This window comes from Pandoraea sp. PE-S2T-3 (assembly GCF_002179965.1).
Taxonomy (GTDB): Bacteria; Pseudomonadota; Gammaproteobacteria; order Burkholderiales; family Burkholderiaceae; genus Pandoraea.
On sequence record NZ_NGUQ01000037.1, the window covers coordinates 819,622 to 835,488 of the forward strand.

12 protein-coding genes are annotated in these 15,867 nt (G+C 61.5%); 6 read left to right on the plus strand and 6 right to left on the minus strand.

Features of this window, described 5'->3' with window-relative positions:
- Positions 1 to 12 precede the first annotated feature (12 nt).
- From CDV46_RS25705 to CDV46_RS25725, 5 genes are all read right to left on the minus strand, one after another.
- A complete protein-coding gene (locus CDV46_RS25705) occupies positions 13 to 1,149 on the minus strand; it encodes a porin (RefSeq protein WP_441339364.1) in 1,137 nt (378 codons plus the stop codon).
- A gap of 75 nt (positions 1,150 to 1,224) precedes the next feature.
- Positions 1,225 to 2,220, minus strand: coding sequence for a VOC family protein (locus tag CDV46_RS25710; RefSeq protein WP_087725853.1), 996 nt, complete (start codon positions 2,218 to 2,220; stop codon positions 1,225 to 1,227).
- A 67-nt stretch (positions 2,221 to 2,287) separates the two neighbouring features.
- On the minus strand, positions 2,288 to 3,151 hold the full coding sequence (locus tag CDV46_RS25715) for a fumarylacetoacetate hydrolase family protein (RefSeq protein ID WP_087725855.1): 864 nt from the start codon (positions 3,149 to 3,151) through the stop codon (positions 2,288 to 2,290).
- Positions 3,152 to 3,202: 51 nt separating this feature from the next.
- Positions 3,203 to 4,594 carry an MFS transporter gene (locus CDV46_RS25720; RefSeq protein WP_087725857.1) on the minus strand — a complete coding sequence of 464 codons (1,392 nt, stop codon included), beginning with the start codon at positions 4,592 to 4,594 and terminating at the stop codon, positions 3,203 to 3,205.
- 136 nt (positions 4,595 to 4,730) lie between these two features.
- Positions 4,731 to 6,446 (minus strand): FAD-dependent monooxygenase, encoded by a 1,716-nt coding sequence (locus tag CDV46_RS25725; protein WP_176399201.1) that lies wholly within the window; start codon positions 6,444 to 6,446, stop codon positions 4,731 to 4,733.
- Between the two features lie 179 nt (positions 6,447 to 6,625).
- Here CDV46_RS25725 and CDV46_RS25730 point away from each other — a divergent pair, with 179 nt between their 5' ends.
- Entirely contained in the window at positions 6,626 to 7,534 is a 909-nt protein-coding gene (locus CDV46_RS25730) for a LysR family transcriptional regulator (protein WP_087725862.1), read from the plus strand.
- Between the two features lie 327 nt (positions 7,535 to 7,861).
- Entirely contained in the window at positions 7,862 to 9,574 is a 1,713-nt protein-coding gene (gene mqo / locus CDV46_RS25735; protein ID WP_087725863.1) for a malate dehydrogenase (quinone), read from the plus strand.
- Positions 9,575 to 9,681: 107 nt separating this feature from the next.
- Here the strand turns inward: mqo and CDV46_RS25740 are convergent, their stop codons facing one another.
- On the minus strand, positions 9,682 to 10,575 hold the full coding sequence (locus tag CDV46_RS25740) for a LysR family transcriptional regulator (protein WP_087725865.1): 894 nt from the start codon (positions 10,573 to 10,575) through the stop codon (positions 9,682 to 9,684).
- 141 nt (positions 10,576 to 10,716) lie between these two features.
- Here CDV46_RS25740 and CDV46_RS25745 point away from each other — a divergent pair, with 141 nt between their 5' ends.
- The 4 genes from CDV46_RS25745 to CDV46_RS25760 all read left to right on the plus strand — a co-directional run bounded on the left by CDV46_RS25745 (position 10,717) and on the right by CDV46_RS25760 (position 15,859).
- The gene (locus CDV46_RS25745) at positions 10,717 to 12,210 is read left to right on the plus strand and encodes an MFS transporter (protein WP_087725868.1); all 1,494 of its coding nucleotides are present in this window, start codon (positions 10,717 to 10,719) and stop codon (positions 12,208 to 12,210) included.
- 153 nt (positions 12,211 to 12,363) lie between these two features.
- A complete protein-coding gene (locus tag CDV46_RS25750) occupies positions 12,364 to 13,260 on the plus strand; it encodes a polysaccharide deacetylase family protein (RefSeq protein ID WP_087725870.1) in 897 nt (298 codons plus the stop codon).
- A gap of 33 nt (positions 13,261 to 13,293) precedes the next feature.
- A complete protein-coding gene (locus CDV46_RS25755; RefSeq protein ID WP_087725873.1) occupies positions 13,294 to 15,039 on the plus strand; it encodes a carbamoyltransferase family protein in 1,746 nt (581 codons plus the stop codon).
- Positions 15,029 to 15,859, plus strand: a complete 831-nt coding sequence (locus tag CDV46_RS25760) for an SDR family NAD(P)-dependent oxidoreductase (RefSeq protein ID WP_176399202.1) — start codon at positions 15,029 to 15,031, stop codon at positions 15,857 to 15,859. The genes CDV46_RS25755 and CDV46_RS25760 overlap by 11 nt, the downstream gene beginning before the upstream one ends.
- The last annotated feature ends 8 nt before the right edge of the window (positions 15,860 to 15,867 follow it).

A 15,867-nucleotide genomic window follows, 5' to 3' on the forward strand; every position in this document is an offset into this window, starting at 1 on the left:
TAACCAACGACGTCAGAACGTATGACGCACCCCGGCCATCACCCCTAACTGGTTCACCCCCGCGTTCGGCGAAGCCCCCGCGCCACCTTGGCTGAGGGTGTACGCCGCACGCGCACTGTTGAACAGATAGCCGGTTTGCAGGTACACCGCCGAGCGGCGGGAGAGCAGCCACGTGCCACGCAATGCGGCAATGGTCCCGCGGGTATCGTGTTGCGCATTCACGATGCGATACACGCCGCCGTCTATCACATACTGCGGTGCCAATGTGTACGACGCCGTCAGATAGAACATGTCCGAGTTGACGCCGGGCAGCCCGGCTGCGTCGGTAGTCACGCGCCGCCCGAGCCACCCGCCGCCGACTTTCCAGCTGCCGCCTTTGACATAGCCGTTGACCTGAATGCGCGTGTCGGTCGCGCCACTGCCTGCGATAGCGACGGGGGCCACGCCGTCGAAGAAGTTTGCCGCTGCGCCCGGCCCGCCGCGCTGTTGATCGTAGGCAGTGGCAACGCCGAACGACGCCGTGTCGTAGCGCAGCATGGCCGACCATTGGCGGCAAGCCGGTGAACCGTTCGCCCCCGTGCCGTTCCCCGCGCAGGTGCCTTGCCCCGGCGAGTTGCCCGTGCCACCGTTGTCGCGCCCGAACGACCATGTCGCGCCGAACGTCAGGCCCTGCCACGTCTGTTTGTAGGCAATGGTGTTATCGCTGCGGGCATTCGGGATATACGCGTCGAACGACCCCAGTCCGCCGTAGATGTCCGGCCCGAGAATATCCGCGTCGGACAGCGCCCAGAACGTCATCGAATACTGGCGCCCGAAGCTCAGCGTTCCCCAGTCGTTCTGCAACCCGACCCACGACTGGCGGCCGAACAGCCGTCCGCCCTGATTCACATCGCCAGCGCGCACATTGAACCCGTTCTCAAGCGTGAACAATGCATGCAGGCCGCCGCCGAGATCCTCGTTGCCGCGAATGCCCCAGCGTGAGGGCATCGTCCCTGTGATGCCGGGTACGCGCCAGAGGCTATCGCCCGTCGGTCCGGCGTGCGTGACGAATTCGATGCCCGTGTCGAGCACGCCATATAGCTGGATGTTGCTCTGTGCGAATGCCGGACTCGCGTTCAAACAGGCGAGCGCCGTCGCCGTTACGCCCATCAGGCGCACCGTTGCTGCTTTCATTGCTGTCTCCTCAGTCGATGCCAGTGTGTCTGGTCTGTTGTGCCGACGCGCTCAGGCGCGAGGGGTATCTATAGGTGTGTCGGCAGGGGTATCCGTATTGCGAATGAAATCGGCGGGCACCTCAGGGCCCCACAGGTACAGCGAGTCTTCGGGGTCGAAGTCACCGGCGGGCCATGTCTGGTCCTTCGCGACGTAGTCGATGTCGGCCGAGTACTCGCTGAACGATCCCCACGGGTCCTGCACGTAGTGGAAGTAGTTCGAGCCGAGCACATGCCGTCCTGTGCCCCAGCCGTGGCGGTAGCCCGCCGCCGCCATCTGCGCAGCGCCATTGCCGACTTCGTCCAGGCTCGCAACGTCCCATGAGCAGTGGTGCCAGCCGCGCGCATGGCTCTTCGCGAAGGCCACCAGATGGTGGTCGCAGCCGTGCGGCGCATGTGTGAAGGCGATGAGATCCTGCGAGCGGTCCGACAACCGTAGCCCGAGTGCGTTGCTGTAGAACGCCAGCGAGCCCAGAACGTCAGGCGTAAAGAGCAGCACATGCGACAGGCGGCGTGGCCGCACCTGCACCACGTCGTGCCGGCAGTGCGTGCCTCGCGCACCGTTGGCCGTGGAATTCAGCGTGAACGACGGTTTCGCGTCGGGCGATGTCTTCACGCCGGCGCGCACGCCGATCAGGTTGCCGTCGGGGTCGTGGAACCAGAAGCCCGCTTCGGACGCGCGACCGCTGGCCTCCGCGAGCGACGCCGGTCTGTCCGCAGGCGTTGCCCCCGCTCGCACTACCTGTGCACGCAGCGCGTCGAAATCCTGCGCAAAGCAGTTGAATTGCAGATAGGCAAGCGACTTGCCGTCCGCCGGCAGCACGCGCGCCCAGCGATGGCCGTCCGCCGCGCGGAGGTCGAGTGCTTGACCGGGCGCCGCGGCTTCGCTCACTTCCAGACCGAATGCTGTGAAGAAATGCTGCGCTTGTGCCAGCGACGGCACGTTGAGTGCAAAGTGATCGATCGAATGCACGGCGCACGGCGCGCCGGGCAATGGCGATGCTGTCATGACGTCCTCCGGGCAAAGACCTGCCGGCATCGCACGCGGTTCGCGCGATGCCGGCAGCAGGTAAGCATCAGGCGCGCGACTTGCGCAGCGTCACTTCGTCGGCAATCGCGTTGCGCAACAGGCCCACGCGTTCGATTTCGACTTCGCATACGTCGCCTTCGCGCATCAGCAGCTTCGGCGTGCGTGCCCAGCCAATGCCCGACGGCGTACCGGCCACGATCACGTCGCCCGGCTCCAGCGTGATGGCCTGACTGATGACCTCGATCAACGTGGCAACGTCGAACACCATGTCGTCGGTGCTGGCCGACTGCACGACTTCGCCGTTCAGACGCGTCTGCAACAGCAAGCCACGTGCGCCTGCCGGCAATTCGTCGGCCGTCACCAGATCGGGGCCGAACGCGCCGGTGGCGTCGAAGTTCTTGCCCATGGTCCATTGGGGCGTCTTGAACTGGTATTCGCGAATGGACCCGTCGTTGAACACCGAGTAGCCCGCGACGTGATCCAGCGCGTCTTCGTGACGGATATGGCGGCCGCCGCGACCGATCACCACGGCCAACTCGCCTTCATAGTCGACGCCTTCGCTGTCGGGCACATCCGGCCGGACGATCGGCGCGTCGTGCGCGACGAGGCTCGTATTCACACGAGTAAAGAGCGTCGGATAGTCCGGCTGGGCGTATTGGCTCTCAGCCGAGTGGTCGCGGTAGTTCAAGCCGACGCAAAGGATCTTCGGCGGGCGGCGCAACGGCGCCAGCAAACGCACGGCGTCGGCGCTGACGTGACGCGAGGACGGATTGGCCTTGGCAAACGCGACGAGATCGACGCCATCGGCAAGCAGGTCTTCGAGGGCATATTCGCCGAGCACGCGGATGCTCTCGGCATCGCGCACACCGAGGCAGGACTTGCCGTCGAGTTCAAAGCTGACAAAACGCATGGTGACTCCAGAGGAAGAAAGATTGAATGTGAGGAGCAGCGGTGACCGCCGTTACGCGGACGCCATCTGACGGCGGTAGCGCAGACCGTTGGCGATCATGGCAATGCCGGCGATCACGGCCGGCACCGCGAACACGACGAACGACACCTGCACGGACGACAGGGCGGCGAGCAGCAAACCACCGGTCATCGACCCGATGATCGAACCGACACGCCCGACGCCAAGCGCCCAGCTCACGCCCGTGGCACGCGCCCCGGTGGTGTAGAAGCCCGCGACGAGCACGTTGGCGCCGGTCTGCGCCCCCGACAAACCGAATCCGGCGAAGAACACGGTGACGAAAACCAGCGTGGTCGAGTGCAGCGACGTGCCGATGAGCGCAATGGAAACGGCGGCGACGACATAAGAGAACGCGAGCACGACAAACGGATTGAACCGGTCCATCAGCCGCGCATTGAGCAACGACCCGAGCGTGCCGCCGATCGGCAGCATTGCGCCCACTTGCGCCGCATGTGCCACGCCGATTCCGCTTTCAGTAAGTACCGTCGGCAGCCAACTGCTGATCTGGTAGTAGACCCACAGCGTGCAAAAGAACGCCAGCCACAGCAGCAGCGTGCCGGTGCGGTAGTGGGCATTGAAGAGCGTTGCCACCGGGCGCTCTGCGACGGCGTTCGTGCCATGCGCGCCATTCGCCCCTTCGGCCTGCTGGCGTTCCGCCATGGCTTCCGCCGCAAAGGACGCTGCGCCACGTTCGCCCAGACGGGCCAGCGTGCGTCGCATCTGCTTCGCGAAAGCCGGTTTGCCCGCCATGAAGCGCAGCGACTCGGGCAATTGCCACGCGACGACCGGCACCAGAACGAGCGGTGCCAGCCCGCCGAAGATGAAAACGCCTTGCCAGCCGAAGTGCGGAATCAGCCACGCCGCGACATAGCCGCCGCAGGCGAGTCCGAGCGTAAAGCCGCAGAACATCAGCGTGACGAGCCATGCACGGTTATGCGCTGGGCTGTATTCCGACGACAGCGTGATGGCGTTGGGCATGGCGCCGCCCAGTCCCGCGCCGGTCAGGAACCGAAGAAAGACGAGCCAGCCGACGGAGGGCGACCACGCGCACGCGAGGCTGCCGATACCGAACAGAAACATCGAGATCAGGATGACGCGCTTGCGGCCGATGCGGTCGGCAAGCGGGCCGAAGAGAAAGCTGCCAATGGTCAGGCCGAACAGGCCCGCCCCGAAGACCGGCCCAAGCTCTGCGGGGCTCAGCGACCATTGATGTTTGAGCAGCGGCGCGACATAGCCGACGCTGGCCACGTCGAAACCATCGGCCGCGACGATCAGAAAGCAGAGGAAAAGTGTAAGCCGTTGCAGTGCCGTCATGCGCTCGCGCGTCTGGCCGCGCACCGCCGAGTCGGCACGCGTGGACGCTTGCGACGTCGAATCTACGTACATCGTTGTCTCCTGAAGGTAGCCGGCAATGACGCCACCGGTCTGCGACTGCCAGCGTCTGTTGTTCAAGCGCGTGGCTGGCATGTCGCAACTGAAAAGCGATTAATGGAAGTGAGGCGGGGTTCCTATCGTTGGTCGGTCAGGACTGCAAAATCGAATCCGGAGCGGCTTGTGCGGTGGCGCCAACCGCATCGCGTGGGTCCAGTGCCAGACTGCGGCGAGCGGCGTTCACGAAGGCGTCGTCGAGGGCATCGCCGCGCCACGCGACGTGAAGGTCGGGGCGGATCAACACGTAGTTGCGTTCGTAAAGTCGCTTGAGCATCGCGGCGTCGGCGGACGTCGGTACGACAACGGCAATCTCGCCGAGCACGTCTCGGGCGGCTTCTACCGCGCTGGCATCCGGTGTCTGACCATCCGCGCAAAGCAGCGTGAACTGCTGTCCCATCGCGTCATACAGAGAACTGCCGTCGGCGAGCCACGCGTGTGGGGCGCGATGCCCGGCGCGCGCGCATGGCACGTAGAGATTGGCGTTGTCGGCGGGCGGGCTGCCGGGTTCTGCCGTCAGGAGCGGCGATGTTTCGTATCGTGTGCCCAGATGGACACCGGGAATCACAAACTCGTGGCGCGCGTGAAACGCGAGGTATTCGCCGACCGCGCGCCTTGCCGCGTCGCCTGCCGGGCCTTGTTCGTAGGCTTCGCGGGGCAGGGCGACGTAGCCGATGCTGTCGGCGAAATTGCGTGCGAATGCGGTGTTGCGCTCGCCGGCCGGGCGTCGTTCGGCGTCGTAGCTCTGAGCGAGTGCTTCACCGCCACTTCCGCGCACCAGTGCGACGAGCTTCCACGCCAGATTGGCCGCGTCGTCGATGCCGGTGTTGTAGCCCAGCCCGCCGGTCGGCGTGAACAAGTGCGCCGCGTCACCGCAGAGAAACACGCGGCCGACGACCAGGCGCTCCGCCACGAGGGCGTGTCCGGCCGTCCACGCGGACGAACTCTTCACTTCGAACGCAATATCGGCACCGAGCGCCTGCGCGATGCGTGAGCGCACGACATCCGCCGACGGCGTTTCATCGTCGTGGAGTTGCACGTTCATGATGAAGTGCCCCCGGCCGTCTACGGCCACGATCAAGGCACGCTGCGTGGGGCCGAAGGTCCAGTATTGCCACGCCGGTGCCTTGCCGCTCGCTTCGACGAGCGTTGGCGCGTAGAAATACACGGCCTCCATCTGACCGCCCATGAACGATCGCTTCTCACTGGCCACGCCGCCGTAGCGAAGCCCCAGCGAGCGCCGCACGAAACTGCGCGGGCCGTCGCAACCGACGACGTAGCGGGCGCGTACGCGACGCACCTGTGCCGGGCGATCCGCCGTGTGAGCCAGCGTGACGACCGCGGTTACGCCCTCGGCATCTTGCGCAAGGTCGGTGACTGTGGCGTCGAAGTGGACGTTACACGTCGATTGGCGACGGGCAGCGTCGAGCAGCACCGGTTCTATATAGAGCTGCGAGCAACGATGCGGCGGCTCCGGCGTGGGCCACGTGAAGCTGTGCGCCTTGGCATAGGCCACGGCATCGCGCGACGCCGGTTGCGAAAGCCGTGCCAGTTCGTGTCCGGAAATGGCCGTGAAGTAAGCCACGTCGGGGGACTGCTCCGGGGGGAGCCCCAACTGGCGAATATGGGCCGAGACGCCGATGCGCCGGAAGTGCTCCATCGTGCGCGCGCTGTTGGCATTCGCGGCAGGGTGCTGGCTGGTACCGGGTTTCGTGTCGAAGACTTCCACACGCAGGCCTTGTTGCCCGAGAGACGCCGCCAAAAACAAACCCACGGGGCCAGCGCCCACGATCAATACATCGCAATCCATCGCCATCGTCTCCTGATGCTCATCTTTGTCACGTCTGTCGCGACGTGTTGATGCAAAGGTACGCGGCCACGATGTATAAATCTATAAAATGGAAATCATAGAGATTATGAATTCAATGCATATTGCGGCGATGGCATAGTGGCGGCATCGCGGCGCACAGACGCCATCAGGAGACACGAGTGGAATACCCCGATCTGAACTTTCTCTATGTCGTCGAGGCGTTGATGGCGGAGCGCAGCGTGTCACGTGCGGCGCAGCGCCTCGGGCTGACACAACCGGCGGTGAGCCACGCGTTAGGACGGCTGCGCACGCGATTCGGCGACGATCTGTTCGTGCGGGCGGGCGCCGTCATGGCACCGACGCCGACCGGCGAGCGCGTGGCGGATGGCGTCTCCCGCGCATTGGCGTTGATCCGGCAGGACGTGTTGGGCGCCCGCGCGTTCGAGCCGACGGACACGCGCCGCACGTTCTCGGTCTGTCTGAGCGACATGGGCATGATTGTCCTGCTGCCGAGGCTGCTCGCGGCACTGGCCGAACATGCCCCGATGGCGACGCTGCGCCCGATTCAGGTGCCCGCCGCCGAACTCGGTGCGGCCTTGCAGGACGGCGAACTGGATCTGGCGATCGGCTATCTCGACCGGATGGGCGAGCATCTGCATCAACAACGCCTGTTCACGCGGTCGCTGGTGGGCATCCGTCGCGCCGGAGAAAGCAAGCGGGGCAAAGCGGGGAAGGGAGCGGCCATGGACGCCGAGACGTTCATGAATACGCGGCACGTGGTGGCGGCCACGCTGGCAATGACCAACGAACTCCTCGCCAAGGAACTGCACAAGCGCGGCACCCGGTTGAACGTGGGGGTCGAAGTGCCTTACCTGCTGGCGGTACCCAGTCTGGTCGCGAATTCGGACTTCATCGCCGTGATTCCGAACGAGTTGGCCGACCTGTTCGGCAAGATGGCCCACGTCGATGCGTTCGAATTGCCGATTGCCCTGCCGGACCTCACCGTGCGGCAGTTCTGGCATCCCCGGTTTCACAACGACGCGGCGCACCGCTGGTTTCGCAAGCTCGTGGCGGATGCCTTGCGCTGATCGCAATACGGCACGAATCCGCCTCGATTCCGCCTCGATTCCGCCGCGATATGCGTAGTCTGACTTTGTGACCTCCCAATAAACGTGTCGATATGCCCATTCTCACCCTGCGGCTTCCAAGCGCTCGACCGTGGGACTGCGTTACAATCCGGGCCTCGCGTCACTCGGCAACCGGCATCGCATCTGAGCCGCCGACCCTAAGACGTCTGCCAGTGTGGTAAAGGCAGGCGCCCATGAGAGAAGAACGCATGTGAGAGGAGACCGCTTGTCCCCGGGACTGTTCGATCCGGCGACTCCACACGGTTTTTTTGAAGGTGATTGATTCTCATGGATAAAACGGACAACAAGACGACGCCTGGTGGCGGCCGCAAGCCATTCTCCCGACGCAAGTTCATTGCCGCCGCCGTAGGGGCCGCGGCCGTCTGGGGTGGATACTCGTACCTGTTTGGTAGTCAGTATCGTGCCGCCAAGGCAGATCGCAAGGTTGACGTGCTGCTCATCGGCGGCGGCATCATGAGCGCAACGCTGGGTGTTTATCTGTCCGAATTGGAACCGAACTGGACCTTCGAGGTGTTCGAACGTCTGGACAAGGTCGCGGAAGAAAGCTCGAACGGCTGGAATAACGCCGGCACCGGTCACTCGGCGCTGTGTGAGCTGAACTACACCCCGATGGACGACAAGGGCAATGTTCATATCACCCAGGCCATCGGCATCAACGAGAATTTCCAGATTTCGCGCCAGTTCTGGTCGCATCAAGTGCGCAAGGGCGTGCTTGGCAATCCGCGTGAGTTCATCAACTCGACGCCGCACATGAATCTTGTCTTCGGACAGGAGAATCGTGAATTCATCCGCAAGCGCGTTGAGGCATTGAAGGCATCGCCGCTGTTTGCCGGGATGGAGATGACGACCGACCCGGCGAAGATCGCCGAGTGGATTCCGATCATGATGGAAGGCCGCAAGCCGGACGAAGTGGTGACCGCCACGCGCTCGCCGCTCGGGACCGACGTGAATCTGGGCGAGATCACGCGCCAGTTCTACAAGCATCTCAGCGGTAACTCGGTCAAGGTGACGACCGGGTATGAAGTGCGCTCGATCACGCGTAACGAAGACGGTTCGTGGCGTGTGTCCGCCTTCGACGTCAACGACAGCTCGAAGATCCAGACGGTCGATGCGAAATACCTGTTTATCGGTGCGGGCGGCGCTGCTTTGCCGCTGCTGCAACTGTCGGGCATTCCGGAAGGCAAGCAATACGGCGGTTTCCCGGTTGGTGGCGAGTTCCTGGTGACGGACAAGCCCGAGATTGCCTCGCGCCATCTGGCAAAGGTCTACGGTCTCGCGGATACCGGTTCGCCCCCCATGTCGGTGCCCCATCTGGATACCCGCGTGCTCGACGGCAAGAAGGTCATCCTGTTCGGACCGTTTGCGACGTGGTCGAGCAAGTTCCTCAAGAACGGCTCGTACTTCGATCTGGCCAAGGCAACGACGCCTTCCAACGTGATTCCGCAGTTGCAGGTCGGCGCTCACGAATTTGCGCTGGTGAAGTATCTGGCGCAGCAGTTGGCGTTGTCGCAATCGCAAAAGATGGATGCGCTGCGTCACTACATGCCTGAGGCCAAGGACGCAGACTGGCGTCTGTGGGAAGCCGGTCAGCGCGTGCAGATCATCAAGAACGATCCGGTGAAGGGCGGCATTCTGAAGCTTGGCACGGAAGTCGTGGTGTCGGGAGATCGCTCGGTATCGGCGCTGTTGGGCGCGTCGCCGGGTGGCTCGACCTCGCCGGCGATCATGCTGTCGCTGCTGGAACGCGTGTTCCCCGAGCAGATGAAAACGCCCGCGTGGCAGCAAAAGATTCGTGAGATCGTGCCGAGCTATGGCAAGAAGCTCAACGAAAATCCGGAGTTGCTGGCGAAGGAATGGGCAAGCACGGCCGAAACGCTGCAACTCGCCATCGCGTCGCCGAGTCTGGATGGGTTCGTTCCGAACACTGCACCGGTCGCGAATCCGGGCGTGATCAAGAAAGTGCCTGACATGGCGCTGTAAGTTTTGACGCGGCGCCTGCGCAGGGCGCCAGTAGTGGTGATTGAAACAAGGGTTACGAGTTTTCTCGTAACCCTTTGTCGTTTACGTCCTTCTTTTATGGAGTGACATCACGGTGTTGCGCACACCTCGCGCACCAGCGCCCGCAGCCAGATGTGTGCCGGGTCTGCGTCCATGCGTGGGTGCCACAGCATCGAGACCGTCAACACCGGTGTCGCGACCGGCAATGTGAAGGTGTGCATATCGGCACGAAGGCTGCGAGTGTGCCGCTCGGGCACGCCCGCGATCAGATCGGATGCGCGCGCGATCGCCAGCGCGGTAGAAAAGCCACCAACGATGGCAGCCACGCGCCGGTGCAGTTGCATGGCGTCCAGTACGTCGTCGACTGGACCGCGATCGAGCCCGCGTCGCGACACCAAGACATGGTCACCGGCGGCGTAGCGTTCCGGCGTGAGCTTGCCCCGGGTCAGAGGATGGCCGAGGCGCACCACACCAACGAAGCGGTCACGAAACAACGCCTGTGTGCGCACTTCCGGCCCTGTGTCCTTGCCGATCACGCCCGTCTCGAGATCCACGATGCCGTCACGCAGCGCGTTGCTTTGCTTGTCGGGCTTTTGCACGAAGCGCAGTCGTACGCCGGGTGCCGTCTCCGCCGCGCGGGCGATCAATTGCGGCCCGAAGGTCTCGACGAAGCCCTCATTGCAGCGCAGGGTGAAGCTGCGTTCCAGTGTTGCGAGGTCCACCTGTCGGGCCGGTCGCAGCACCGTGGTTGCGTCCTGAACGAGCTGGCTGACCTGATCGCGCAAGGCCAGCGCACGCGGGGTGGGCACCAGACCACGCCCGGCGCGCACCAGCAAAGGGTCGCCAGTGGTCTCGCGCAGGCGGGCCAGCGCCCGGCTCATCGCGGACGGACTGAGTTGTAACCGCCGTGCGGCACGCGCCACGTTGCCTTCGGCCAGCAAGACGTCGAGGGTATGCAGGAGATTGAAGTCAGGCTTTTGCATGATGGGGGCCGCACGAGGGGGCTCGTCATAGGAATGAGAGATGGCGTCTGATGCATTTATAAAGTGCAAATGCTGCGTCTTCCGCCACATATTAAGCGCCGATATGCTTTGTTGCATCGTCAATATGAACAGGCACCGGCTATGCAACCCAAGACAGTCATCGTCCCACCTTCGACGGCTTCGGCCGTTACACCCAATACGCCCACCACGCCCAATACGCCAAGCGCTCCCGCTACGCCCGTCACCGCCAGCACGCGCATGGCGCTGGCGGCGTTATGCCTTTCGATGCTGATGTCGTCGCTGGATACCAGCATTGCCAATGTGAGCCTGCCGACGCTGGCTCAGGTCTTCGGCGCGAGCTTTCAGGCCGTGCAGTGGGTGGTGCTGGCCTATCTGCTGGCGATCACGTCGCTGATCGTCAGCGCCGGGCGTCTGGGGGATATGGTCGGTCGGCGCCGCTTGCTGTTGGGCGGCATCGGCTTGTTCACCGTAGCGTCGATCGGATGCGGCTTGGCGCCAAATCTGCCGTTGCTGATTGCGGCACGCGCGCTGCAAGGCGTGGGCGGCGCGGTCATGATGGCGCTGACCATGGCAATGGTGGGTGCCACCGTCCCCAAAGAGCGCACTGGAAGTGCCATGGGACTGTTGGGCACGATGTCTGCCGCCGGCACGTCGCTGGGGCCATCGTTGAGCGGCATCGTGATTGGTGCTATTGGCTGGCGGGCGATCTTCCTGATTCAGGTGCCGTTGGGGTTGCTGGCTTGGTGGCTGGCCTATCGCTATCTGGCTGAGGATGCACGCCGCACAACGCCGCGCCCGGGGTTTGACCACGCAGGCACGCTGGTGCTGGCGTTGACGTTGACGGCTTATGCCTTGGCGATGACGCTGGGACGTGGCCATTTTGGCGGGCTTAATGTGGGTCTGCTGCTGGCGGCGCTGGCGGGTGCGATCTTGTTTGTGGTGGTGCAGGGCAGGGCACGGGCGCCGCTGGTGCAATTGGCACTGCTGCGACAACCGCGACTCATTGCCAGCCTGATCATGAGTGCGGTGGTCGCGTGCGTGATGATGACGACCTTCGTGGTCGGACCGTTTTATCTGTCTCACGGGTTGGGGCTGGCGGCAACGCTGGTGGGGCTGACGATGTCGGTGGGACCGTTGTCGTCGGCATTTTCGGGGGTACCGGCGGGACGTCTGGTGGACCGTTTCGGTGCGCAACGCATGACAATCGTGGGCCTGAGCGGCATGTCGTTGGGTGCGGGGTTGCTGGCGTGTATGCCGTTGCGTTTCGGGGTGCTGGGCTATCTGGCACCGCTGGTGCTGATGACGATCCATTACGCCACGTTTCAGGGGGCCAACAATACGGCGGTGATGCGCCAGATCGATCCGGCGCAGCGGGGTGTCGTCGCCGGCATGCTGAGCCTGTCACGCAACCTCGGACTGATTACCGGCGTCTCGGTAATGGGCGCGGTGTTCAGTGCCGCGAGTGGAAACGGGGCGCTGGAAATGGCTTCCGCACAATCCATCAGCGGCGGCATGCGCGTGACGTTTGCAGTGGCAGCGGTGATGTTGGTTGGTGGGTTGGTGATGGCGGTGAGGGTACGGGCGGCGGCGGGGAAGGCACCGCACGGGGCGTGATTTGAGATGGCTCCCGCCGAAAGCGCTGGCGACAACCGCGCTGCAATGCCCCCTTGGAGTAGCGTGTTTTTCGGATTTTGCGCATATACAGGGTGCATGGCGACTTGTTAGCCTTTCGAACAGCCCCAACAGTTCGGAACTCACTAGCCACGCATGCGAGATACCACCTTCGAGATTGCGCTTACTGTCGACGATATTCCCTCCCACGGCCCGACCACTCAGGCGTGGGGCCGAACATTGATTTGCCACCGCGTCCTCGAAGCTTTCTCACTTAACTCACTGCCACCCGTCGTCGGATTTGCAAACTGCAAACCCGCTGCCAAAACGCCAGAGCAAAACCAGATTCTTCATGCATGGGTACAAGCGGGAAATCTCCTCGGAAATCACACGTTCAGACATTCCGATATTCGTGAGGTGAGCACGAAGGAGTTCATTGACGATATCGCGAGAAACTCCCGCTATCTAAAGCGTTTCGAAGCCACAGGAAGCAAGCGCTACTTCAGATTCCCGTTTCTTCTCGAAGGGGAAAGTGAGGGAAAATTCGACGCAGTGCAGGCCTATCTTCGCCAAACGGAACACATCATCGCTCCCGTTACGGTGGACTTTCTCGATTTCTTGTGGAACGTACCGGTTGCCGAGTGCGCCGACGCAAACAACAGTTCCGCGTTGTCTGCGTTGAGGCATTTGTATGTCGCTAGTGCCATGCAAAAGATATTGCATGCCAGAAAGACGTCGATAGCCCTTTATGGGCGAAACATCAAGCACATCATGCTCGTGCATGCAGGTATCGCCACAGCGCATTTCCTAGGTGATGTCATCAAGGCATGTGCGGATATCAGCGTGACCTTCACTTCCTTGGATCGCGCGCTATGCGATCCGGTCTATCACAACACACCTGTTTTCCACACTGATTCCGGGCGCACCTTTCTGCACCAATCAGCATTGGTCGCGGGCATGGACATGTCCGACCATCCATCAGTTCCGAGGTCTCTCATCCAAAGCATGTCACCGTCCGCAACGAATCACTCAGCAAGAGCGAAGTCGCTGTAACGCCAAAATCGCCCTTAACCAAGGACACTTCATATGCGGGATCCCGTCGTTGTAGGCATCAACCGAACTCAGGATGGAAGCATTGCAATCATGCACGGGAGTTCAATGAAATGCTGCGTGCAGAAAGAGCGACTGACGAAACGACGTCACGACTGGGGAAAGCTCGGCGACGTTCCACTCTATCGCTCGCATCTACCAGACCTGCGGCAACCAGTTGATCTGATTGTAGAGAGCTACTCATCAGACAAGGAATATTCGAACCTCGATAAATACCACGACGAGCTCCGCGAGCATCTCACGTTCCAGGGAGCCCCGAGGATCATCCAGATATCGCATCACTTGTCCCATGCCCTAAGCGCATTTCCGACCTCACCATTCGAGGATGCTGCGACGATGGTAATCGATTCCGTCGGTAGTCCCCTCTCGCTATGCGACGATCCTGATTTCGTCGTTCCTCAGGGCGCGGCTAAACATTATGAAGTCGCCTCGTTTTATATAGGGCGTGCGTCGAATCTAAGTTGCATTCACAAACAGCTTTGGGACGGAAACAGACGCAATCCAGTAGGTTTAGGACAGTTCTATCACCTGCTTACCCAGCGATTGTTCCCAGGGGAGGGACATGAAGGTACGGTCATGGGACTCGCCCCGTTGGGTGCTGCACACACCACTGGCTTACCCAGACTGCGGGTTGAGGGTGGGGACGTATTCATTCCGCCTGAGTGGATTGCAGTGCTTACGAGTGAGGCATGTGACGAAGCGGCCGTGAGCTTTCAACATCGAGCTAATCTTGCAGCGGCTGGGCAACGAGTTTTCGAGCAGGCACTGCTTGCCGTGACAAATTGGCTTCAGCGGGAAACGGGAGCGAAAAATCTGTGCTACGCAGGTGGTTGCGCATTGAACTGCGTCGCAAATGGTGTTCTGCTCAGGGACAGTCAATTCGATCAAATTTACATCCCACCCGCCCCCCATGACGGGGGGACTGCGGTCGGCTGTGCGATATTTGGGTTGACCCAGGAACGGAAGCAATTGAGTCGGTGGAGATGGACATCCGATAACCTTGGGCCTCACCAAGATACGTCTCAGGTAAGCGAAGTTGCGGCACAACATGGTGACTTACATGTCAGTCGTCCCACTGATCTAGTTGAAATTGTCGCCAGCATCGTTTCTGACGGCAACATCGTCGCCGTCTTTCAAGGTGGGAGCGAGTTCGGTCCACGAGCTCTTGGAAATAGAAGCATCCTTGCGGATCCGCGCTATTCCGTAATGACGTCGTGGATCAATCAGTCCATCAAGGGTCGCGAGTGGTTTCGTCCCGTGGCTCCGATGGTATTAGAGTCCGACGCAACGACCATTTTCGATCTCACCAAACCATCCCCGTTCATGCAGTTTGCTGCGAGCGTTCGATCCCCATTTCGGCGCCAGATTCCGGGAGGCACGCATTTCGATAACAGTGCCCGTCTTCAGACCGTATCAGAGGACGACAACCCATTCATTCACGATCTATTGAAATCATTCAAAAGCAAGACCGGGGTAGGCGTACTTCTGAATACGTCCTTCAACGCACAAGGAGAAACCATCGTTGAAACGATTGAAGATGCGGTCCGGTGTTTCAAGGACACAACTATCCACACACTGGTCGTGCCGCCGTATCTCATCCAAAAATCAACGCCTCCGATTTCCCCGATTCATCTCAAAAGCATCCACACCCCCGATACGCAAATTAGTTCACCGGCCAACAGTCCAAATGTTGTCACCCTCGGCCAAAAACATGGGGAATAGCGTAATCGATCAAAGAAACGTCGTGGTCACCGGGGGTGCGCGAGGGTTGGGCGCGGCTATCGTCAAGCAGTTCTCGGCAACTGGAGCCAATGTGTCGGTCCTTGACCTGACGTCACCGGAACTACCCCCCCTAGGTGCTCTATCGAACGAAGGCTCCATTGTCTGGTATCGGACAGACGTAACGAAGGAGAGAGAAGTTCGCAATTCCGTCCGAGAGATTCTCGGCACTCACGGTCCGATTGACGTGTTGATCAACAACGTCGGAGGCGCGGTCTGGCCAAATCTTGATGTTTCGATGCGGTCCCTCGATATCCCAACCTGGGAACATACATTTCAGCTAAACGTGCACGGCGCTTTTTACTGTTCCCACCACGTCATCCCGTACATGACCCGAAGCGGCAACGCGTCCATCGTGAACATTAGCTCGGTAAATGCGTTGATGGCTCTCGGACACCCGGCATATAGCGCATCCAAGGCGGCCTTAAGTGCTATGACACGCGCAATCGCAGTCGAGTATGGGCCGCAAGGCATTCGTTGCAACGGCGTGATTGTCGGGACAATGAATACGAAAGCGTGGGCGACGCGTCTCAATTGCTACCCCAACCTCCTTGAAGACATCGCATCTGCATATCCGTTGCGCCGTATTGCAACCCCTGATGAGATAGCGAGCGTTGTTCTTTTCCTCTGCGCCCCCGGATCCAGCTTCATCAGCGGTACGGATATCGTCGTCGACGGTGGTCTAACCGCTGGTCGGGAGGACCTTGCCAACCGTTTGATGCCAGATTTTTGCGGCCCGAACGTTGACAACGAATTCTCGTGAGTCGCTCC

Excerpts from the sequence above, each read along its gene's own strand:
- CDV46_RS25705 (WP_441339364.1), bottom strand. The coding sequence starts at position 1,149 with ATGGGCGTAACGGCGACGGCGCTCGCCTGTTTGAACGCGAGTCCGGCA.
- CDV46_RS25710 (WP_087725853.1), bottom strand. The coding sequence starts at position 2,220 with ATGACAGCATCGCCATTGCCCGGCGCGCCGTGCGCCGTGCATTCGATC.
- CDV46_RS25715 (WP_087725855.1), bottom strand. The coding sequence starts at position 3,151 with ATGCGTTTTGTCAGCTTTGAACTCGACGGCAAGTCCTGCCTCGGTGTG.
- CDV46_RS25720 (WP_087725857.1), bottom strand. The coding sequence starts at position 4,594 with ATGTACGTAGATTCGACGTCGCAAGCGTCCACGCGTGCCGACTCGGCG.
- CDV46_RS25725 (WP_176399201.1), bottom strand. The coding sequence starts at position 6,446 with ATGGATTGCGATGTATTGATCGTGGGCGCTGGCCCCGTGGGTTTGTTT.
- mqo (WP_087725863.1), top strand. The coding sequence starts at position 7,862 with ATGGATAAAACGGACAACAAGACGACGCCTGGTGGCGGCCGCAAGCCA.
- CDV46_RS25740 (WP_087725865.1), bottom strand. The coding sequence starts at position 10,575 with ATGCAAAAGCCTGACTTCAATCTCCTGCATACCCTCGACGTCTTGCTG.
- CDV46_RS25745 (WP_087725868.1), top strand. The coding sequence starts at position 10,717 with ATGCAACCCAAGACAGTCATCGTCCCACCTTCGACGGCTTCGGCCGTT.
- CDV46_RS25750 (WP_087725870.1), top strand. The coding sequence starts at position 12,364 with ATGCGAGATACCACCTTCGAGATTGCGCTTACTGTCGACGATATTCCC.
- CDV46_RS25755 (WP_087725873.1), top strand. The coding sequence starts at position 13,294 with ATGCGGGATCCCGTCGTTGTAGGCATCAACCGAACTCAGGATGGAAGC.
- CDV46_RS25760 (WP_176399202.1), top strand. The coding sequence starts at position 15,029 with ATGGGGAATAGCGTAATCGATCAAAGAAACGTCGTGGTCACCGGGGGT.